Source organism: Campylobacter sp. LR264d (assembly GCF_008633895.1).
GTDB lineage: Bacteria > Campylobacterota > Campylobacteria > Campylobacterales > Campylobacteraceae > Campylobacter_D.
Window position 1 is genome coordinate 85,531 of the sequence record NZ_VJNT01000030.1, and the last position, 21,472, is coordinate 107,002.

Consider the following 21,472-nt stretch of genomic DNA (forward strand, 5'->3'; position numbering starts at 1 on the left):
AACAAAAAAGGATAAAAAATGAAAATTTTAATTACAGGTGGGGCTGGTTATATAGGCTCTCATACCCTAAGACAGTTTTTAAATACAAAACACGAACTTTTCGTGCTTGATAATCTTAGCAAGGGTTCAAGTATAGCTATTAATGATTTACAAAAATTAAGAAATTTTAACTTTATAAAACAAGATTTAAGCGATTTTAAGGGTGTAAAAGAACTTTTTAAGAAAGAAAAATTTGACGCAGTGGTTCATTTTGCAGCAAGTATAGAGGTCTTTGAAAGCATGCAAAATCCTTTAAAATACTATATGAATAACACTATAAACACTACAAATTTAATACATTCTTGTCTAGAAGAAAATGTAAATAATTTTATCTTTTCATCTACTGCAGCTACTTATGGAGAGCCAAAAACTGAGATTGTTAGCGAAACAAGTACTTTACAGCCTATAAATCCTTATGGTCGTTCAAAATTAATGAGTGAAGAGATTTTAAGGGATGCAAGCAAAGCAAAACCAGAATTTAAGCATTGTATTTTAAGATATTTTAATGTGGCTGGTGCTTGTATGGACTTTGATATAGGTCAACGCTACGACAAGGCTACGCTTTTAATAAAGGTAGCTGCTGAATGTGCTGCAGGTAAGAGAGATAAAATTTTTATCTTTGGGGATGATTATAATACAAGGGATGGAACTTGTATAAGAGATTACATACATGTAGATGATATTTCAAGTGCTCATTTAGCAGGACTTGAGTATTTGCAAAATAATGAAAGTTCAGTTTTTAATGTGGGTTATGGCCATGGATTTAGCGTAAAAGAGGTGATTGAAACTATGAAAATGGTTAGTGGGGTTGATTTTAAGGTTGAAATTTCACAAAGAAGACCAGGAGACCCTAGCATTCTTATATCAAATGCAAATAAAATCAAAGAAAAAACCTCTTGGAAGCCAAAATTTGATGACTTAAAACTCATTTGTAAAAGTGCTTATGAATGGGAATTAAAACTAATAAAGGAAAAAAATGTTAAAAATGTTTAAGTTAAGTTTTTTAGCTCTTATTTTAATGTGCTTTATGCAGTGATGGTCCAGGTAAGGTTGTAGAAAATTTTACTAAGGATTCTTTTAGTGGCAATGTGGAAAAAATGTTTTCTCACATTTATATACCAGAAGAAGAATTGCAAAAAACAAGTACTAAGGAAGTATTTATAGGTAAAATGTCAATGATGGCAGGATAGATTAAAAAAGAAATTGAGAAAAAAGGTGGTTTTAAATCAATAGAAATTTTAGATGAAAAAATATATAGTGAAACTGATACTGCTGTGGTAAAAGTTAGAGTAATTTTTAAAGATGATAGTAGTGGTGATGAAAGTTACACTCTTCATAAAACAAAGAATGGTTGGAAAATTAACATGAATAAATAAAGCTTAAACCATTGGGGTTTAAGGTTATAATAAAAAAAATGTTTAGATTAAGTTTTTTAGCACTTATAATAGTTATTTTTATAGCTTGTAGCAAGGAAGATACTAGTATTTCAAATAATAATATAACTAGTCCAAATGTGGTAGCACAAGATTTTATAATAGCCTCTTCAAATAAAAATTATAAACAAATGATTGATTTAATTGATTTAGATGAAGAAAGATTACAAGACAAAGATTATATTAAAACTGATTTAAAACAAGATATAGATAAAATAAGCGATAGAAAACTACTAAATGGATATACTGAGATTAATCTTATAGAATTAATAGATGAAGAAATAAAAGAAGATGAAGCTAAGGTTATACTTAAAATAGAACTAAGAAGAGAAACTTCAAACGTTCAAACTATAAGGCTTAAAAAGATTAAGGGCAATTGGAAAGTAAAAATGGACCAAAATTCTAGCCTTTAATTTTGTGTAAAATCGTTTCAAAAAGCTTAAAATAATTTAAATTTAAAGCATTAAAATAAAATTTTTGATAAAATATAAGAAAGTTTATAAAGGATTAAAATATGGATAAGGAAATTCAAAGACTTCGTGCTGAAAATGAGCTTTTAAAAGAAGAATGTTTGCATTTAAAAAAATTATTAAAATCAAACGAAAAAGAAAACAAAATAAGGGTTGAGATAAATGAACTTATAAAGGATATGTTAGAATTTAATCTACTTAATGAGTTTTTACAAGAAATTAGTTTTAGCAAAGATGCCCTGGTTGCAAATTTGCTTAAAAAAACAGATGATGAAAGATATAAAACTATTAATTTTTTGCGTCATTTATGTTTTGAAGAAAGTATAAAAAAAGATGAGATAAGCACAAAGAAAAATATCTTTAACAAACAAGAAAAGGAGATTTACAAAGCACTTTGCAAGATAGCAAATAAACATAGTGCTAGTGTTTATCCGCAAATTTCTTTATCGGCTATTTTAGAGCATAAAAATAGGGCTTGTTTTGCAATGAGTGGAAAATTTGTTGATTTTTTAATAGCTTGTAGCGAACATTCAAAACCACTTTGCGTGATAGAATACTTTGATAATAATCACTATACTACAGATGATGATTTAAGAATTCATAAACAATACACAGATAAACTTAAAAAAATGCTTTTAAAAAAGGCAGGTGTAAAACTCATAATTTTAGACTTTGCAAATTTGCAAAATGAAAAAGGCGAACTTTCAAAAGATAAGCTAAACAAGGCTTTAAAAAAGGGTTTGAAAGAAGTTTTTTAAGTTATTATTTTTCAAAATACCTAAATTTCAAAAAAATTAAAAAAAAATATAATTTTGTATTTGATTTAAAGGGATAAAAATGAGCGAGTCTAATCATATAGACAAGTATAAAGAATTAGAAAAACAATGTACAAAATTAGAAAATGAACTAAAAGAAAAATTACAAAATTATTTTGATGAAAAAATTGAAATTTAACAAAAATGAGAAAAAATGTTAAAAATGTTTAAGTTGGGTATATTAGCCCTTATTTTAGCTAGTTTTGTGGCTTGTAGCAGTGATAGTCCAGGCGATGTTGTAAAAGATTTTACTAATAATGCCTTTAATAACAAAACAGAAAAAATGCTATCTAATCTTTTATCAAAAGAAGAAATGAAAGAAGAGTTTAAAAAAGAAGGAAAAAAAGAAGCATCAATAGGTAAAATGCAAATGTTAGCAGGACGCGTACAAAATATGACAGCTAGTCATGGAGGTCTTAAATCAGTAGAAATTTTAGAAGAAAAAATAGAAGGTGATACTGCAAAGGTAAAGGCTAGAACGAATTTTAAAGATGGCAAAAGTAGCGATGATAATTTTAGACTTCGCAAAGCAAAAGATGGCTGGAAAATTCAACTTAACTAAAAATTTTTAAGCCTTTATATGCTTAAAAATTTAAACTCAAATGAAGAAAAAATTATTTTTAATTTTATGCTTAATATCTTTTTTATTGATAATTATCTTTTTTAAACCCTTTAAAAATACTGAAAATAATGGCTTAAAAATACAAGATTTAAAGGATTTTCCAAAGTTACAAATAGCAGATTTGATTTTTAGACAAGGCATTGGGGCTGATAGCCTAATTATACAACAACTTAGCCAAAGTCCTTTTTATCATATAGGAATTATTGTTAAAACAAGCCCTATAATGATACTTCACGCAAGTGCTGATTACGAGGATAAAGACTTAAATAAAGTTGAAATTATAAGCCTTGAAGATTTTTTAAAACTTTCAAAAAACATAGCTATAAAAAAGATTAAATTTGACCCACGTACAAAAAGAAGAACTTGTTAAAAATTTAAAAAATGAGATTGGAAAGGAATTTGTTTTAAGTAGCGATGAGGATAATTTGTATTGTACTACCTTGCTTGAAAAGGCCATAAAGCCATTTTTAAATTTTGATTTAAATTATTCACATGTACAACTTCTAATTTTTCGTGGAAAATACCTATATCCAAAAGCATCTTATGATGATAATAATAGCGTTTTGATATATAAATTTAAAGATTAAGCGCCCTATAAAGCAAGATATCAGCCCCGTTTTTTTGAGTCACATTTGAAAGCTTAGAACTTATAAATTCTAAATTTAGCCTAAATATGCTTTTTAAGACATTTTCATTACTTAGTGTATTTTGCATAAAAAGATCGCATAAGTTTTGATTATATAAAAAAAGGGCGTTAAAAAATTGATGATTTTTTGTAGCATGTGGATAGGGGATAAATATGCAAGGTAAGGCATTTGCACAAAGTTCAAAAAGTGTGCTAGCTCCTGCTCTTGAAATAGCTAAATCAGCCTTAGCCATTTTTAAACACAAATTCTTATCAAAGTCAAAAATATCAGCACTAATTCCTAAATTTTCATAAGCCTTTTTACATTTTTCAAGATCATTTTTTCCACATTGATGAATGATTTTAATGCCCTTTTCATTTAAAACGGGGGCTAAATTGAGAGCTAATTCATTAATAAAACTCGCCCCTTGAGAACCACCTAAAAAAATGATACTTTCAAGTTTTTTTCTAATTCTTGCATTATCAAAAAATTTATCACTCACAGGATAAGGACAAGGATTTTTAATAAAAGCAGAATAAAAGCCCTTAGCAAAAGGTTTTAAAAGCATATTTAAAGACCCACTTTTTGAATTTTGTTCGTGTATAAAAAGAGGAATTTTACTAAATAAAGCCCCAAAAGAAGCAGGGGCTGCACTATAACCTCCTACGCTAAAAACAGCCTTAATATCATATTTTTTAAAAATTTTCTTACACTCAAAGGCAAGTTTTATTATGTGAAAAAAAGCACTAAATTTACCAAATTTAGCCTTATTTACAACCCCACTTGAACTTAAAAAATACTTAGCTTTAAATTTGTTTTCATTTTCAAACCAAGCCTTATCCTGCCCATTTTCACTTCCTATATAAATGCACTCAATACCCTTTTTTGTTGCACTTTCAAGTAGTGCACGAACTATAGCAAGGTGACCACCAGTGCCACCACCTGTTAAAACTATCATAATTTAACCTTTTTTGAAATCATTAACACATACCCAAGCCCTATACAAATAGCCCACATCGAACTACCTCCATAGCTTAAAAGTGGTACAGCAACGCCCTTTAAAGGTGTTAGTGAGATAACGCCAAAGGCATTCATAAAAAAAGAAAATAAAAGCAGCAAGGCAATGCCTGAACAAAATATAAAATGTTCTTTTTTTTCACAACGACCCGCAATGCGTAAAATTCTTAAAATCATATAAAGATATAAAACACAAATAAAGCCAAGCCCTACAAGCCCTATTTCTTCGGTAATACCTGATAAAACAAAATCGGTATGCACCTCGCTTAAAAAGCCTAATTTAAAGGTACCAAGTCCAAGGCCTTCTCCAAAAAAGCCTCCATGTGCAATAGCGTTTAAGGAGTGAGAAATTTGATAGGGTTCATTTTTTTCACTTACCTTTAAAGCTACACTCATCCACTCAGGAAAGATAGGTAAAAAGGCATCTTGAATATTGCCCCACCAACTTTTTATACGCTCTATTCTTCTTTGATTGCTAAAAATTACCATAAGCCCTATGATAAACACAAAGACACCACCAAGGGCAAAAAGCCTTTTACTTGTACCTGCAAAAAAAGCTAGGGAAAACACTAAAAATAAAGAAATAATACTTTGTCCTAAATCATTTTGCGTAAAATAAATATAACCAATAATCAAAGTAGATACGATTAAATAGGGAAGCAGTATTAAAATTTCGTTTTTAATAGCCTTTTTATCATCGTTAATTCTTCTTGTATAAGACCAGGCTAAAAAATATATCAAGCCTATTTTAAAAAACTCAACAGGAGAAACAGATATGGGCCCAAGCCTTATCCACCTTTTTGCCCCTCCACTTGCAGTAGCTAGTGAGGTTGGCAAAAAAGGTAAGATTATAATGCTTATAAAGGATATTAAAAGCACAAATATAATAAATTTATTTGCATAAGGGCTATCGGGGTTAAGTTGCGAAAGTAGAAACATTATTAAAATTCCACTTAAACCAAAAAAAAGTTGTCTTATAAAAAAATGAAAGTCATCATATTCAAAATATAACACGGCAAAAGAACTTAGCGAGTAAGAAAAAATTATGCCTATGGTGATTAAAACAGAACTAGAATAAAACAATTTTTTATCTGCACACATTAAAGACCTTGTTTAAATTATAAATTTCAATTATAGCTAAAATGAGTTTATGCTTTTTTATAAAAATTATCTTTTTACAAAGAATTTAAACTTAGTTTTGCTAAAATTAATGAAAATTTTTTAAGGTTGCTTTATGATACATATTCACAAAATTTTAATTGCAAATCGTGCTGAGATTGCCGTTAGGGTAATTAGGGCATGTAGAGATTTACATATAAAAAGCGTTGCTGTTTTTACTGAACCTGATAGAGAATGCTTACATGTTAAAATAGCTGATGAAGCTTATAGAATAGGAACTGATGCCATTAGAGGATACTTAGATGTAAATAGAATAGTAGAAATTGCTAAAGCTTGTGGGGCTGATGCAATACATCCTGGATATGGTTTTTTGAGTGAAAATTACGAATTTGCTAAGTCTTGTGAGGATGCAGGTATCATTTTCATAGGACCAAAATCAGAAGTAATTCATAAAATGGGTAACAAAAACATAGCAAGAAATTTAATGTCAAAAAATGGAATTCCTATAGTGCCTGGTACTGAAAAGCTAAATTCTCATACCCTAGCTGATATAAAAGGCTTTGCAGAAAAAATAGGCTATCCTGTTATTTTAAAGGCAAGTGGAGGAGGTGGAGGGCGTGGCATACGCGTAGTTTATAAGCCAGAAGAACTTGAAAATTCCTTGGAAGCTTGCAAAAGAGAAGCTTTGACTTATTTTAATAATGATGAAGTTTTTATGGAAAAATATGTGGTTAACCCTAGACATATTGAATTTCAAATAATAGGCGATAATTATGGCAATATAATCCACCTTTGTGAAAGGGATTGTTCTATACAAAGAAGGCATCAAAAGGTAATTGAGATTGCCCCTTGTCCTGGAATTTCTGAACATTTAAGAAAGACAATAGGCGTTACAGCAGTTGCTGCAGCTAAGGCGGTTGGCTATACAAATGCAGGAACGGTTGAGTTTTTACTAGATGATTATAATCGCTTTTATTTTATGGAAATGAATACAAGAATTCAAGTTGAACACCCGGTAACCGAAGAAATTACAGGGGTTGACTTAATAGTTCGCCAAATTCGCATTGCAGGGGGTGAAATTTTAGACCTTGAACAAAGCGATATTAAGCCAAGAGGCTTTGCTATAGAGGCTAGAATTACAGCTGAAAATGTATGGAAAAATTTCCTTCCAAGCCCAGGTAAGATAGGCGAGTACTACCCTGCTTTAGGACCTTCTGTACGCGTGGATAGTCATATTTATAAAGATTATGCTGTGCCTCCTTTTTATGATTCTTTACTTGCAAAATTAATTATCAAAGCAACTAGTTACGATTTGGCAGTAAATAAGCTAGAAAGGGCATTGAAAGAATTTGTTATAGATGATATTAGAACCACAATTCCTTTTTTAATAGCTATTTGTAAAATGAGAGAATTTAGAAGAGGTTATTTTGATACCTCTTTTATAGAAACTCATATGCAAGAACTTTTAGAAAATACAGAAGACAGGCACCAAGATAATAAAGAAGAAGTTATCGCAGCCATTGCAGCGACCTTGAAAAAGATTAGAGAAAGTAGGCAATAATGGACTTTTTAGATAGCTTAAAAGACATAAAAAAACAAATGCAAAATGATGTTAAAAAAGAAGAAAAGTCTGATAACGAAGATGAATTAAAACAAATTTTTTTAAAGGAAAAAAAACTAAGAGATGAATTTAGCGAATTTATAGCTAGTGAAGATATTAAGAAAATTTAATGCTTAGTATTGATTTTTGTAGCTTGGAAGATGAGTGCCCTTATTTAGCAGATAAAAAATCAAGAATGGAATTTAAGTGTATTGTGGGTTGTTCTAAAAAATTGAATTTAGAACTTGTAAAAAGGGGCTGGAGAAGATTTGGATATTATTTTTCAAGGCCAATTTGCAAGGATTGCAAAGAGTGTTTAAATTTAAGGATAAATGTAAAAAATTTTGAATTTAGTAAAAGCCAAAAAAGGGTTTTAAGGAAAAATGAAAAAACTAAATTCATACTTAGAAAACCAAAACTTACAAACGAACACATTTTTTTATACGATAAATATCATACAATAATGCGTGAAAAAAGGGGCTGGAAAGAAGGTCTTATAAATTTTGAAAAATATTATAATTTATATATAGCAAATTCTTTAAATTTTGGCTTTGAACTTGATTTTTATATAGATGAAAAGCTTGTATGTGTGGATTTTATAGATATTTTAGAAGATAGTATTTCAAGTATTTATTGTTTTTATGACCCTGATTTTTCGCATTTAAGTTTAGGTAAACTTTCTTTATTATATGAGCTTAAATTAGCTAAAATTAACAAACTTGATTACATATATTTAGGATATTATGTAAAAAATTGTCAATCTTTATCTTATAAAGCCGATTATACACCAAATGAAATTTTAAAAGGAACTTTTTCACTGGATGAAAAAGTTTTTCTATGGGAGAGTTAAAATGCAGATAGTACAAACCTTAGAATCTCTAAATGTCAATACAGATGACATATCTTTATTTCATTATTTTAAGGATTTGATTATTAAAAATTTTAGCAAGGTTGTGGGTAGAAAGGATAAAATTTTTTCTTTCTTTGATGAGAGTGAAATTCCACAAAGAAGGTATTTTTTAAAGCTTTTAAATCAAAAATTTAAAAAACTTTCTAATGAAAACATAGAAAATTTAAACGATGCTCACCTAAAGACCTTTAAATTAAATTTCAAGCAAGAAAATATGCTAAAACCTATGCTTTTTATTAAGGTAAGTTTTGCACAACAAAATATTTTAATGAAACTAAGTTCTAATGAAAAAATTTTTCTAACCTATATGAGAAATTATTTTAAAAATCACCTTGTAGAATACGATGAAAGCACTAAGATAGCAATGTTAAGATATAATGATGAAATTACCTTTGAACTTTTTGAAGCCTTTGCTGATGAGAGTGAGCATTTAAAGTATTGTGTTGATTTTTGCATAGATAGCAAAGAATATAAGGATTTTAGGGATAATATCCACAAAAAAGAAAATATGAAATGGAAATTTAACGCCCTAGCAAAGCTTTTTAATAATTATTTTAACATCTTAGAGTGTACCCCACAAAATGATTTAAGCGAGATAAGGCAAAAATATCTTGTTATGGTAAAGCTTTATCACCCAGATTTCCACCAGGATAAAAGTGCTATTGAAAAGGCTTATTGTAGAGAACAATTTGAAAAAATTCAAATCGCTTATGATAATTTAAAGGCACTTTATAAAAATAATGCTTAGCCAAATTTATTTATCTAGCATATATTTAACTGTGTTATAAATTTTAATCGCAGCCTTTGATTTATTCATAGTATAAAGATGAATTCCACTAACCCCACTTGCGATTAAATCAACTATTTGGTCTATCGCATAAGCAATTCCTGCTTCTTCAAGTGCTAGGGGATTGTTTTCGTATTTATCTAAAATTTTTTGAAATTTAAGAGGAATTTTAGCCCCACATAAACTTGCAATTTTAGTAACCTGTCTTTTATTTGTAATTGGCATAATGCCCGTTAAAATAGGCACTTTAATACCTGCTATTTCGCAATGTTCTTTAAATTTATAAAAGTCTTCATTGTCAAAAAACATTTGAGTTATAAGCTTATTAACCCCTGCGTCAATTTTAATTTTAAGATTATGTATATCTTGTACAAAATCCTTTGCCTCGTTGTGTTTTTCAGGGTAAGCTGCAGCATAAATTTCAAAATCCCCTTGGGTTTTAATGAATTTTACCAAATCACTAGCATAAGAAAAATCCCTACTTTTTTCTTGTCCCTCGCACACATCGCCCCTTAGGGCTAAAATATTTTTTATGCCTAATCTTTGGCATTCTTTTAAAATTTGGCTTACTTTTTCTTTGCTAGAATGTATGCAAGGTAAATGAACAATACTGGAGATTTTATACTCATTTTGTATTAAATTTGCTACTTCTAGGGTATGTTTTGAGTTTATACTACCACCAGCCCCAAAGGTAACGCTAATAAAATTTGGCTTTAAAATACTTAAATCATCAAAAATTTGAATTAAATTTGAGATATTATCCCCTCTTCTTGGAGGAAATACCTCGTATGAAAAGCTAAATTCAGCACTCATTTTAATTCTTTTCTTAACTCAATTGTCGCACTTACTAAATTTTTAAGGCTTTCAATGACCTCTTTATAAGCCCTTGTTTTAAGACCACAATCAGGATTTATCCAAACTTGATTTTGTGGCACTTTTTCTAAAATTTTTCTAATTGTATTTTTTATCTCATCAACACTAGGAACCCTAGGACTATGTATATCATAAACTCCAGGCCCCACTTGTGTTTGAAAATTCACTGCTTTTAGCGTATCTAATATGCTTAAATTTGATCTTGAAGCCTCAAAAGATATAACATCGGCATCCATTGCGTCAATTTCTTTTAAGATATCGCTAAATTCACTATAACACATATGAGTATGAATTTGAGTACTTTCTTTTACCCCACTATGTACTAAATTAAAGGCAGGAATGGCCCAATCTAAATACTCCTTATGCCAATCACTTCTTCTAAGTGGCAATTTTTCACGCAAGGCCGCCTCGTCTATTTGTATAATTTGAGTTCCCACGCTTTCAAGGTCTAGCACCTCATCCCTTATGGCTAATGCTATTTGTTGAGTACTTTCTTTTAAGCTAATATCTTCTCTTGGAAAGGACCAGTTTAAAATAGTAACAGGACCTGTAAGCATTCCTTTTACAATCTTTTGGCTTAGACTTTGGGCGTATTTTGTCCAAGAAGTAGTAATGGCCTTTTTACGAGAAACATCACCCCAAATAACAGGAGGTTTAACGCACCTTGTACCATAGCTTTGAACCCAACCATTTTGAGAAAATAAAAAGCCTTGCAAATTTTCTCCAAAATACTCAACCATATCATTTCTTTCAAATTCGCCATGAACTAAGACATCAAGCCCTATTTCTTCTTGTATTTTAATACATTCTTTGATTTTTGCCTGATTAAATTCAGTATAGGTAGTATCTGAAATTTTTTGTTGCTTAAAGGCAAGTCTATTTGCCCTAACATCAGCACTTTGTGGGAAAGAACCTATTGTTGTGGTTGGTAAAAGTGGAAGTTTGAAAAGTTCAGTTTGAGTTTTAATTCTTTCTTTAAATTTAGGCAATCTTACAAAGTCACTATCCTTTAAATTTGCTACCCTCTCCCTTACCTTTTCATCGATTCTATTTGGAGCTTTTTTAAATAATTCTTCATTAGCCTTTAATAATGGGTGATTTGCATCCTTTGAATTTAGAATTTCTTTTAATTCTTTAAGTTCTATTAATTTTTCCTCAGCATAAGCAAAATGTTCTAAATAAGCCTTATCAAGCTTTGTTTCATACTTAATGCTGTAAGGTACATGCAAAAGAGAACAAGAGGTATTTAAAACTATATTTTTAGCCTTTTTTTGAAGTTTTTCTATGATTTTTAGGCTTTTATTATAATCATTTTTGTAAATATTTTTACCATTTACAACACCTGCAAAAAGAATTTTATCATCAGAAAAACCATATTTTTCAACCAAATTTAAACTTTCTTTACCCTCGATAAAATCAAGCCCAAGGCCGTCAATATCAAGTTTAAGCAAGTTTTCATAAATGTCTCTAATATCACCAAAATAAGTTTGAATCAAAACCTTAATATTGTTTTTACTTGCTAAAATTTCCTTATAAAAGCTTTCAAAAAGTGAAATTTCATCTTTACTTAAATCATAAACTAAGAATGGTTCGTCAAATTGAATCCACTGAACACCTAAATCATTTAGCTTTTTAAGCAATTCTTTATAGACATTAACAAGCTTAGTTTTAGCTAATTCTTTATTTGTTTCATCACTAAAATTAATAAGCTTAAATAGGGTAAAAATTCCAACAATCACAGGCCTAGCCTCTATACCTAATTTTTTAGCCTCCTTATAAGCATTAAAAATCTTATCTCCTACAAGGGCGATATTTTCGGCATCATCGCATTCTGGTACCAAATAATGATAATTTGTATTAAACCATTTTTTCATAGCCAATGCTACCTCATCGCCTTGTTCGCCTTGATAACCTCTAGCCTGTGCAAAATACTCATCAAGCTTTGGTAAATTAAGCCTTTTATATCTTTTTGCAACTATGTTAAACAAAAAGGCAGCGTCTAAAATGGTATCATAAAATGAAAAATCATTACAAGGTATATAATCAATCCCTGCATCTTGCAAGCTTTTAAAATGTTTAAATCTTAATTCTTGTGCTAGAGTTCTTAACTCACCTGCTGAACTTTCTTTTTTAAAATACTTTTCAACTCCAAATTTAAGCTCTCTTAAAGCACCTATTCTTGGGTAAGATATAATCGAATTTTGCATATTTTTTCCTTAATAAATTTAATAAAGCTAAACTAGCAACTTTTTTACAAGAAAAGAAGTGATTAAAGTCAAAAGATAAATAAAACTAAATGCAACCTTTTCCTTGTCTTTTACAAAAGGCAGCTAAAAGTGCCCTAAATTACATATATTTGGCACATCAGTTTCATTTACATTCTCCTTCAAAGTTAAGAAATTTTTGAAAAAATTATAAATAAAAATCTATTAAATGAAACTGAAAATTTGCTCAAATTTATAAATTTTTAAGTTTTATATCCTCATTATTCATAACGCTAACGCCTAAATTTAAAACACTCTTAGCTATTTCTTGAGCCTCTTTTAAAGAATGCATTTTACAAGTACCACATTGATAAATATTAAGTTCAGGTATATCAGCTTCGCTTTTTACATTTAAAATATCTTGCATAGAAGCTTCCCATGAACGTGCAACTATCTCTTCATTAGGAGTTCCAATTAAACTCATATAAAAACCCGTTCTACAACCCATAGGAGATATATCTATAATCTCAACTAAGTCATTATTTAAATGTTCTCTCATAAAACCAGCAAAAAGGTGTTCAAGTGTATGAGTGCCTTTTTCACTCATTATTTCTTTATTTGGCAAACAAAAACGAAGGTCAAAAACGCTAATATTATCACCCTTAGGAGTAAGCATTGTTTTGGCAAGTCGCACGGCTGGTGCTTTCATTTTAGTATGGTCTACTTTAAAACTATCAAGTAGAGGCATTTTTTCTCCTTTGTTAAAAAAATTGAAAAAATTATAACTAAATTTGATTAAAATTTAAAATCCTTAAAAGACTTATTTTATATAATAGGGATTAAAAATTTTTCAAGGAAAATAAATGTTTGAAGTGGTTATAGGGCTTGAAGTTCACGCCCAATTAAATACAAAAACAAAAATTTTTTGTGCTTGTGCAATCTCTTTTGGAGAAGCACCAAATACCAATGTATGTCCTACCTGCCTTGCATTGCCTGGTGCCTTGCCTGTTTTAAACGAAGAGGTTGTAAAAAAAGCAGTTGCCTTTGGAAAAGCTATAAATGCTACTATTAATAAAAAAAGCGTTTTTAATCGCAAAAATTATTTTTATCCAGACCTGCCAAAGGCCTATCAAATTTCACAATTTGACATTCCTATAATAGAAAATGGGGAACTTTTTATTAATTTAGATGAAAAGTCTAAACGTATAGGCATTACAAGGGCACATTTAGAAGAAGATGCCGGCAAAAACATACACGAGGGCAATCATTCAAAGGTAGATTTAAATCGTAGTGGAACGCCCTTGCTTGAAATTGTTAGCGAACCTGATTTAAGAAGTAGCGACGAGGCAGTAGCTTACCTTAAAAAACTACATGCTATTATTCGTTTTTTAGATATTTCTGATGCAAATATGCAAGAAGGGAGTTTTCGTTGCGATGCAAATGTTAGCATTCGTCCAAAGGGCGATACTAAGCTTTATACAAGGGTTGAGATTAAAAATTTAAATTCCTTTCGCTTTATACAAAAGGCCATTGATTATGAGGTAAAAAGGCAATCAAGTGCTTGGGAGGATGGGACTTATGAAAGTGAAATCGTACAAGAAACTCGCCTTTTTGATACTACAAAGCTAGTTACAAGAAGTATGCGTGGTAAGGAAGATAGTGCTGAATATAGGTATTTTCCAGACCCTGATTTATTGCCTGTTTTATTAAAGGATGAGTTTTTAAATATTAAAATACCAGAACTGCCCGATGAAAAAAAGGCTAGATATATAAGGGAATTTAACATTAAAGATAGCGATGCTAGTTTGCTTATAAGTAGCCTTGAAATGAGTAGATTTTTTGAAAAATTAATAGATAAAAAATTAAATCCTAAGCTTTGTGTTACCTGGTTAAATACTGAATTAATGGGGCTTTTAAAGGGAGAACTTAGCATAGAAAAATCCCCTGTAAATGCTGATAAATTAGGAGCTTTAATAGCTAGAATTGAAGATGGAACAATTTCAGGCAAGGCAGGAAAAGAGGTCTTAGCCTTTATCTTTAAAAATACCGATGCTAGCGTGGATTTAGCTATTGAAAAACTAGGCTTAAAACAAGTTAGTGATGACGGGGCTATAGAAAAAATTATAGATGAAATTTTAAGCAAAAATGCTGATAAAGTAAATGAGTTTAAAAGTGGTAAAGACAAGCTTTTTGGCTTTTTTGTAGGTCAAGTTATGAAAGAAGGAAAAGGGGCTTTTAATCCTGCAAAGGTAAATGAGCTTTTAAAAGCAAAATTAAGCTAAATTTCAAGCCTTGAAATTTAGCTTTGTTGTTCTTTAAGAATTTTATCAAATCCCCATAAATTCCTAGTCTCGTTAGCTTTTTTAGGATTTATTATAAGCATTTCTTCATCACTCCCAAGCCTATCTTCAATCTCTCCAAAGGCATTTATAAACAAGCTATCACCATAAAAATTCCATTCTTCGCCTTGCTTTAAAGAACCTATCCTATTAACCCTTAAAATATTAACTGAATTTAAAAAAGCACGAGTTTTCAATAAAGACTCCCACCTATCCTTACTTTCAAATGCACAAGCTGTAGGCATTATAACAATATCAATTTTTTTAGCCATAATCTCTTGCCAAAATATATCAAAATGTGCTTCAAAACCAAAAAGTAAGGCACATTTAAGATTGCCATGAGTAAAGCTAAAAATTTTAATATTTTTTACTTTATTATTAAAAAATTTCCTTTCATTCCAGTGAGTATAAGGCATTAAAATTTGTTGTTCATAACTTTTAATCATAGTCGGCGAAACCTTTAAACAAAGCTTTTTAAAACCTTTACTTTCCACACTTACAAAGGGAGCTATTATGTCTAATTCATATTTTTTAGAAAGCCTTATTAAACTTTCCTTTTTACTTTGACTTTGCTTTAATATCATGGATTTTGGCATGGTTAATAACTCAGTAAAAAAGCTATTTATCACATATTCGCCAAGTACTACTAAATTTGCCCCACTATCCTTTGATGCCTTTAAATAATAATCAAGCCTTGATTCACTCATTGCTAAGGTAGGAAACTGCAAGGCTGCTATTTTATTCATCTATATTTTCCACTTCTAATTTAGCATTTTGCAAAATTTCTCTTGCTGTTTTTATGCTTTTTAAGCCTTCTTTGTAAATTTTAACACACTCATCAAGGCTTAGTTCTTCATTATTTTGATTTAATTTTTCAAGCACTTCATTTGCTTTTTTTATACATTCTTCATATTTCATTGATGAACCTTATAATTTGGAGCCTCGTGAGTTATAGTAACGTCATGTACATGACTTTCTTTAAGCCCGGCACTAGTAATCTCAACAAATTCAGCCTTTTCTTGAAAAATTTCAATACTCTTAGCCCCAACATAACCCATAGATGAGCGGAGTCCACCAATTAATTGATGTATAACATCCCTAATAGCCCCTATGTAAGGAACTCGCCCTTCAATGCCTTCGGGTACTAATTTATCTTGTGCAGTTCCTTCTTGAAAATACCTATCGCTACTTCCTTTTTGCATTGCCCCAAGGCTACCCATTCCCCTATAGCTTTTATATTGTCTTCCTTGATAAGTAAAAAGTTCTCCAGGGCTTTCATCAGTACCAGCTAAAAGCGAACCTATCATAACAGAATGAGCCCCTGCTGCAAGTGCTTTAGCTATATCACCAGAATACTTAATACCCCCATCGGCAATCACAGGTACTTCATATTTTTTAGCCTCCCTCGCACATTCATCAATGGCTGAAATTTGAGGCACCCCAACGCCTGAAACAATGCGAGTAGTACAAATGCTACCAGGTCCAATGCCTACCTTTATGCCATCAACGCCCACATCGCACAAGGCCTTAGCTGCACTAGCAGTAGCTATATTACCAGCTATCACTTCTAATTTTGGATATTTATTTTTAATAGCCTTTATGGTATCAATAATGCCCTTTGAATGCCCATGGGCACTATCTAAAACGACAATATCGACGCCAACTTCAACCAAGGCATCAACCCTATCCATTTGCCCAACGCCAATAGCAGCCCCAACTCTTAAACGACCAAAATCATCCTTATTTGCGTTTGGATATTCCTTTTTTTTCTTTAAATCCTTTATAGTTATAAGCCCTTCTAAATAGCCATTATTATCAACTATAGGTAATTTTTCAATCTTATGTTTTGAAAAAATTTTTTCTGCATCATCTAGGGTACAACCTTGCAAGGCAGTAATTAAAGGCATTTTGCTCATAACATTTTCAACAAAGCTTGTATAGTCATTTTCAAAACGCAAATCCCTATTTGTTAAAATTCCTATAAGTTTTTTATCATTATCTACAACAGGAACGCCTGAAATTCTATACTCAGCCATTAATTCTAAGGCATCTTTAACACTGGCCTTTGGTCCTATAAAAATAGGGTCCATTATAACCCCACTCTCACTTTTTTTAACCCTTTTAATCTCTCTTGCTTGTGAGCTTATATCCATATTTTTATGGATTACCCCAAGTCCACCAAGCCTTGCCATCATAATAGCTGTTCTATGCTCAGTTACCGTATCCATAGCAGCAGAGATTATAGGCATATTAAGATTTATATTTTTTGTGAGTTTTGTATTAATGCTAACTTCTTTTGGTAAGACCTCTGAATAAGCAGGAAGTAAAAGTACATCCTCAAAGGTCAAAGCCCGTTTTACAATCTTCATTTGTCACCTTTCTTTTATGATATTTTCAAGACTTAAAGCACCATTTAATAAAGTTTGTTCATCATAAGCCTTGCAAATAAGTTGGGCTGAAATATTTAAGCCATCCTTATCCTTACCAACGGGTATAGAAATTCCACCAAGTCCAGCTAAATTTAGCGAAATAGTATAAATATCTTCTAAATAAGTTTGCATAGGTGATTTTGTACTTTCAAATTTAAAAGCAGTTGTAGGGGCTACGGGCATAAAGATTAAATCACAATCTTGTAAAATTTCTTCATATTTTGCCTTTATAAACGCCCTTGCCTTTTGGGCTTTTATATAATAAGCATCATAATAACCACTACTTAACACAAAGGTCCCTAGTAAAATTCTTCTTTTAACCTCTTCACCAAAACCCTGGCTCCTAGAATTTATATATAAATCCTTTAAATTTTCACAATCTGCCCTTCTTCCATATCTTACCCCATCATACCTACTTAAATTAGCACTAGCTTCTGCTGTTGCTATTATATAATAAGCAGCAATGTCAAATTTACTATCAAGCAAATGCTTATACACTATCTCATGCCCATTTGCTCTCATCATATCAATACTTTTTAACAAGGCATTTTTTACCTCTTCATCAGCCCCGTTTACATAATTTTCAATAACGCCGATTCTTAATTTTACCTTTGAATTTAACTTTGGGGCTGTTTTTTCAAAGGCAATATTTGCACTAGTACTATCTAGTTCATCATGCCCTGCGATTGCATCGTATAAAATGGCGACATCTTCTACATTCTTAGTTAAAACACCTATTTGGTCAAGGCTTGAAGAATACGAGGCAAGGCCGTATCTACTAACCCTACCATAACTTGGTTTAAAGCCTACGCAACCACAAAATGCTGCAGGCTGGCGAACCGAACCACCTGTATCACTTCCTAAACTTGCCAAAGCTAAATTAGCAACAACAGCCGCTGCACTTCCTCCACTACTTCCACCTGGTACATGGTCTAAATTTAAAGGATTTAGAGTTTTTCCATAAAATGAAGTAGCAGTGGAATTTCCCATAGCAAATTCATCCATATTACAACGTCCAAAAGGCACAAAGCCATTTTTCTTTAAATTTTTAATAGCAGTTGCATCAAAGGGGGCCTTATAGCCTTGCAAAATCTTACTTGCACAAGTTAAGTCCCAACCCTTAACGCTGATATTGTCTTTAATGGCAATAGGAATTCCACTTTCTTCCACCTGGCTTAAATCAGTGTTTAAAAATTGTTCTATGTAAGCCCCTATTTTTCTTTCTTTTTTAGCTTTTTCATTTAATTCTTTTTTTAAGGCCTCAAGTTCGTTTTGTGAGTATGATAAAGCTTCTTTTAAGGTAATCATTTTTTATCCTTTTTTAATTTAATAAAAAAAACTGCCACTGCACTAAGGGAAAATACCACTATAATAGTACTTAGTACTATGGATTGAGGAATAGGATTTGAAAACATTATTTATTCCTTAGTACTTCTTGGCATCTTTGGCAAGGTTCGTTTTCATTTATGCTATTTAATTTCCAACACCTTGGGCATTTATGTAATTTCGCCTTAACAATTTTAAATTTCTCATTTTTAAATTCAAATTCAGCTAATGCTTGATTATCATCAAATTTTTCAATCAAACTCACTAAGAAAAAATCAGCCAACTCATCCCTTGGCAATGCTAAAATTTGACTAGAAGTTATCTGAAAATGAAGTTCTAGGGTAGATTTTATAACTTTATTTTTCTTTAAAATATCTATTTGTTCAAAGAATTTTTCCCTTATTAAAAGTAAATTTTCATCATCAATACCAAAATCATAATTAAATTTTTCTTTTAAGCTTAAATCAAAAACATCCACTGCATCTTTTTTTATCAAAGAATTTGCATGTTCTAAGGCCTCATCAACGCTATAAGTTAAATAAGGGGCTAATAAATTTAAAAGTTCTCTTGCAATCAAAGCCATAGCAACTTGGGCACTCGTTCTTTTTTTGTCATTTTTGGCATTACAATAAAGCCTATCTTTGCAAATATCAAGATAAATTCCACTTAAATCAGCACTTAAAAAATTTAAAAGCAAATTAAAGGCCTTTGCAAATTCATAGCTTAAAAATAACTCCTTGCTTTCTTTAAATACCCTTGTAGCCTTGGTTAAAATCCACTTATCAAGGAAAGAAAACTCGCTTACTTCTAAGCTTTGTAAGTCATTTGTATTTGCTAGTAAAAAGCGAATTGTGTTTCGGATTTTTCTATATTGTTCACCAACTTGTTTAAGTATATTTTCAGACATTTTTAAATCACTAGAATAATCACTCAAAAATACCCATAATCTTAAAATTTCGATACCATAATGCTTTGCTACAAATTCAGGGGCTATAACATTTCCAAGGCTTTTACTCATCTTTTGACTTTTTTCATCAGTGGTAAAACCATGGGTTAAAATGCTTTTATAAGGGGCTTTTTCATCACTTCCACAAGAAACTAAAAGTGAGCTTTGAAACCAACCTCTGTGCTGGTCACTTCCTTCTAAGTACATATTTGCCATACTTTCACCTGCATCATATTCCCCACTTTGCAAAACGGCCTTAAAAGTACTTCCACTATCAAACCAAACATCTAAGATATCATATACCTTTTCTAAATTTTCTGCCTTATATTTTGAATTTGCAGGCAGTAAATCTTTAATATCAAATTCCCACCAAGCATCAGCTCCGTATTTTTCAAAAATACTAGCTATAAAGTCTAAAATCTCATCATCCAAAATAACTTCTTTAGTATTTTTATCTCTAAAAAAGGCTATAGGCGTACCCCAATCTCTTTGCCTTGAAATACACCAATCAGGGCGATTTTCAATCATAGAACTAATGCGTTTTATAGCATTTTGAGGATAAAATTTAATCTTTGAAATTTCACTTAGGGCTAATTCTCTAAGGCTTTGATTGTGTAATTTTTTATTGTCCATTGTGATAAACCATTGCTTTGTAGCCCTGTAAATTACGGGTTTATGTGTCCTCCAACAAAATGGATACGAGTGAGTAAATTTAGATGAATGTATTAAATTTTCGCCCAAAAGTTCTAAAATTCTCTCATTTGCCTTAAATACATGAAGTCCTATAAACTCATCTACCACATTTTCATTAAAAAGCTTTTTAGTTTTTAAGCTTTCATCAAAACAACCCCCATCATCAACAGGCATAATAACCTCTATATCATATTTTAAACTAGCATAATAATCATCTTCGCCATGACCTGGTGCAGTATGCACTAAACCTGTGCCTCCGTCCATTAATACATGTTCGCCTAAAATAAACATTGATTTTCTTTGATTTAAAGGATTTATAGCGTGATTTTTTTCAAGCAAACTTGCCTTAAATTCCTTTTGTATTTCACCCTTAGTAAAGTTCTTTTCTATCATATTTTTAAGCAAAGCTAGGGCAAATATAAAGCCATCCTTTGTTAAAACATATTTTTCATTAGGATTTAAGGCTATGGCTTGATTTGCAGGCAGTGTCCAAGGAGTAGTAGTCCAAATAACAGCTTTTGCCCTTTCTGCCCCAAGTTTTTCTAAGCTATTTTTATCTAAATCAAAGGCTACAAAACAAGAATAATCTTCTTTGTCCTTATACTCCACCTCTGCTTCTGCTAAGGCCGATTTTGCAGCCCAACTCCAAAAAACAGGCTTTAAACGTTCAATCACAAGCCCCTTTTTTGCAAGGGTACATAAGGTGCGATAAATTTGGGCCTCAAAGGCAAAGGTCATTGTTAAATAAGGCTTGTTCCAATCAGCTATGATTCCTAACTTTTTAAACTCATCCTTTTGAATTTGGACAAATTCTGTAGCGTGTTTTCTACATAAGGAGCGAATTTCTTTTTTACTTAACTCACTTTTTTTACCCTTTAAATTTAACTCAATTTGCTGTTCAATAGGCAAACCATGACAATCCCAGCCAGGCGTGAAACGAATTTTTTCTCCATTAAAATAATGAGTTTTAACAATGCTATCTTTTAAAATTTTATTTAAGGCATGTCCTATATGTAAGTGCCCATTAGCATAAGGGGGGCCATCATGCAAGGTAAAACTAGTTTTAGCATTTAATCTTTTTTGCTTCATTTTTTCATAAGCATAATTGTTATTAAACCATTTTTCAAATCTTTCTGGTTCAAGTTGTGCCAAATTTGCACGCATTTCAAAGCTTGTATTTGGCAATAATAAAGTATCTTTGTAATCCATATTTTTTCCACCTAT

General features: G+C 31.0%; 21 protein-coding genes. 11 read left to right on the forward strand and 10 right to left on the reverse strand.

Translation table 11 applies throughout. The features are described 5' to 3' along the window. Positions 1 to 18 precede the first annotated feature (18 nt). The 6 genes from galE to FMM56_RS06890 all read left to right on the forward strand — a co-directional run bounded on the left by galE (position 19) and on the right by FMM56_RS06890 (position 3,966). On the forward strand, positions 19 to 1,032 hold the full coding sequence (gene galE / locus FMM56_RS06860; protein ID WP_150208156.1) for a UDP-glucose 4-epimerase GalE: 1,014 nt from the start codon (positions 19 to 21) through the stop codon (positions 1,030 to 1,032). A 421-nt stretch (positions 1,033 to 1,453) separates the two neighbouring features. After that, positions 1,454 to 1,885, forward strand: a complete 432-nt coding sequence (locus FMM56_RS06870; protein WP_150208159.1) for a DUF4878 domain-containing protein — start codon at positions 1,454 to 1,456, stop codon at positions 1,883 to 1,885. Positions 1,886 to 1,986: 101 nt separating this feature from the next. Beyond that, complete coding sequence (locus FMM56_RS06875; protein WP_150208161.1) at positions 1,987 to 2,700, forward strand: DUF2726 domain-containing protein; 714 nt, start codon at positions 1,987 to 1,989, stop codon at positions 2,698 to 2,700. A gap of 211 nt (positions 2,701 to 2,911) precedes the next feature. Next, positions 2,912 to 3,319 carry a DUF4878 domain-containing protein gene (locus FMM56_RS06880; RefSeq protein WP_150208164.1) on the forward strand — a complete coding sequence of 136 codons (408 nt, stop codon included), beginning with the start codon at positions 2,912 to 2,914 and terminating at the stop codon, positions 3,317 to 3,319. Between the two features lie 85 nt (positions 3,320 to 3,404). Then, positions 3,405 to 3,749, forward strand: a complete 345-nt coding sequence (locus tag FMM56_RS06885; protein ID WP_150151951.1) for a hypothetical protein — start codon at positions 3,405 to 3,407, stop codon at positions 3,747 to 3,749. After that, positions 3,718 to 3,966, forward strand: a complete 249-nt coding sequence (locus FMM56_RS06890) for a hypothetical protein (RefSeq protein ID WP_150141520.1) — start codon at positions 3,718 to 3,720, stop codon at positions 3,964 to 3,966. The genes FMM56_RS06885 and FMM56_RS06890 overlap by 32 nt, the downstream gene beginning before the upstream one ends. Here FMM56_RS06890 and murG read toward each other — a convergent pair. Together murG and ftsW are read right to left on the reverse strand one after the other, a co-directional pair. Next, complete coding sequence (murG, locus tag FMM56_RS06895; protein WP_150141518.1) at positions 3,956 to 4,966, reverse strand: undecaprenyldiphospho-muramoylpentapeptide beta-N-acetylglucosaminyltransferase; 1,011 nt, start codon at positions 4,964 to 4,966, stop codon at positions 3,956 to 3,958. The genes FMM56_RS06890 and murG overlap by 11 nt on opposite strands. After that, positions 4,960 to 6,123, reverse strand: a complete 1,164-nt coding sequence (gene ftsW, locus FMM56_RS06900; RefSeq protein WP_150141516.1) for a putative lipid II flippase FtsW — start codon at positions 6,121 to 6,123, stop codon at positions 4,960 to 4,962. The genes murG and ftsW overlap by 7 nt, the downstream gene beginning before the upstream one ends. A 133-nt stretch (positions 6,124 to 6,256) precedes the next feature. On the opposite strand from ftsW, the gene FMM56_RS06905 reads away from it, so the two are divergent. Genes FMM56_RS06905 through FMM56_RS06915 form a run of 4 tightly spaced genes read left to right on the forward strand, consistent with a single transcriptional unit; the run spans position 6,257 to position 9,399 of the window. Beyond that, entirely contained in the window at positions 6,257 to 7,702 is a 1,446-nt protein-coding gene (locus tag FMM56_RS06905) for an acetyl-CoA carboxylase subunit A (protein WP_150206339.1), read from the forward strand. Beyond that, on the forward strand, positions 7,702 to 7,872 hold the full coding sequence (locus FMM56_RS08785; protein WP_190317964.1) for a hypothetical protein: 171 nt from the start codon (positions 7,702 to 7,704) through the stop codon (positions 7,870 to 7,872). Before FMM56_RS06905 ends, FMM56_RS08785 begins: the two co-directional genes overlap by 1 nt. Beyond that, positions 7,872 to 8,591 carry an arginyltransferase gene (locus FMM56_RS06910; RefSeq protein ID WP_150141512.1) on the forward strand — a complete coding sequence of 240 codons (720 nt, stop codon included), beginning with the start codon at positions 7,872 to 7,874 and terminating at the stop codon, positions 8,589 to 8,591. Before FMM56_RS08785 ends, FMM56_RS06910 begins: the two co-directional genes overlap by 1 nt. A 1-nt stretch (position 8,592) precedes the next feature. After that, on the forward strand, positions 8,593 to 9,399 hold the full coding sequence (locus FMM56_RS06915) for an adenylosuccinate lyase (protein WP_150206335.1): 807 nt from the start codon (positions 8,593 to 8,595) through the stop codon (positions 9,397 to 9,399). Positions 9,400 to 9,405: 6 nt separating this feature from the next. Here FMM56_RS06915 and metF read toward each other — a convergent pair whose 3' ends face one another. The 3 genes from metF to luxS form a co-directional block, all read right to left on the reverse strand. Next, complete coding sequence (gene metF, locus FMM56_RS06920) at positions 9,406 to 10,251, reverse strand: methylenetetrahydrofolate reductase [NAD(P)H] (RefSeq protein WP_150208166.1); 846 nt, start codon at positions 10,249 to 10,251, stop codon at positions 9,406 to 9,408. Next, positions 10,248 to 12,518 carry a 5-methyltetrahydropteroyltriglutamate--homocysteine S-methyltransferase gene (gene metE, locus FMM56_RS06925; protein ID WP_150208169.1) on the reverse strand — a complete coding sequence of 757 codons (2,271 nt, stop codon included), beginning with the start codon at positions 12,516 to 12,518 and terminating at the stop codon, positions 10,248 to 10,250. The genes metF and metE overlap by 4 nt, the downstream gene beginning before the upstream one ends. 250 nt (positions 12,519 to 12,768) lie before the next feature. Further along, on the reverse strand, positions 12,769 to 13,263 hold the full coding sequence (gene luxS, locus FMM56_RS06930) for an S-ribosylhomocysteine lyase (protein ID WP_150141507.1): 495 nt from the start codon (positions 13,261 to 13,263) through the stop codon (positions 12,769 to 12,771). Positions 13,264 to 13,378: 115 nt separating this feature from the next. Here luxS and gatB point away from each other — a divergent pair, with 115 nt between their 5' ends. After that, positions 13,379 to 14,797 (forward strand): Asp-tRNA(Asn)/Glu-tRNA(Gln) amidotransferase subunit GatB, encoded by a 1,419-nt coding sequence (gene gatB / locus FMM56_RS06935; protein ID WP_150208171.1) that lies wholly within the window; start codon positions 13,379 to 13,381, stop codon positions 14,795 to 14,797. Between the two features lie 17 nt (positions 14,798 to 14,814). Here the strand turns inward: gatB and FMM56_RS06940 are convergent, their stop codons facing one another. The 5 genes from FMM56_RS06940 to ileS all read right to left on the reverse strand — a co-directional run bounded on the left by FMM56_RS06940 (position 14,815) and on the right by ileS (position 21,457). Continuing rightward, positions 14,815 to 15,600, reverse strand: coding sequence for a carbon-nitrogen hydrolase family protein (locus tag FMM56_RS06940; RefSeq protein ID WP_150141503.1), 786 nt, complete (start codon positions 15,598 to 15,600; stop codon positions 14,815 to 14,817). Continuing rightward, entirely contained in the window at positions 15,593 to 15,772 is a 180-nt protein-coding gene (gene xseB / locus FMM56_RS06945; RefSeq protein WP_150141501.1) for an exodeoxyribonuclease VII small subunit, read from the reverse strand. The genes FMM56_RS06940 and xseB overlap by 8 nt, the downstream gene beginning before the upstream one ends. Beyond that, positions 15,769 to 17,223 (reverse strand): IMP dehydrogenase, encoded by a 1,455-nt coding sequence (gene guaB, locus FMM56_RS06950; RefSeq protein WP_150141499.1) that lies wholly within the window; start codon positions 17,221 to 17,223, stop codon positions 15,769 to 15,771. The genes xseB and guaB overlap by 4 nt, the downstream gene beginning before the upstream one ends. A 3-nt stretch (positions 17,224 to 17,226) precedes the next feature. After that, the gene (gene gatA, locus FMM56_RS06955) at positions 17,227 to 18,591 is read right to left on the reverse strand and encodes an Asp-tRNA(Asn)/Glu-tRNA(Gln) amidotransferase subunit GatA (protein ID WP_150141497.1); all 1,365 of its coding nucleotides are present in this window, start codon (positions 18,589 to 18,591) and stop codon (positions 17,227 to 17,229) included. 106 nt (positions 18,592 to 18,697) lie between these two features. Then, positions 18,698 to 21,457, reverse strand: coding sequence for an isoleucine--tRNA ligase (ileS, locus tag FMM56_RS06960; protein ID WP_150180542.1), 2,760 nt, complete (start codon positions 21,455 to 21,457; stop codon positions 18,698 to 18,700). Positions 21,458 to 21,472: the final 15 nt, after the last annotated feature.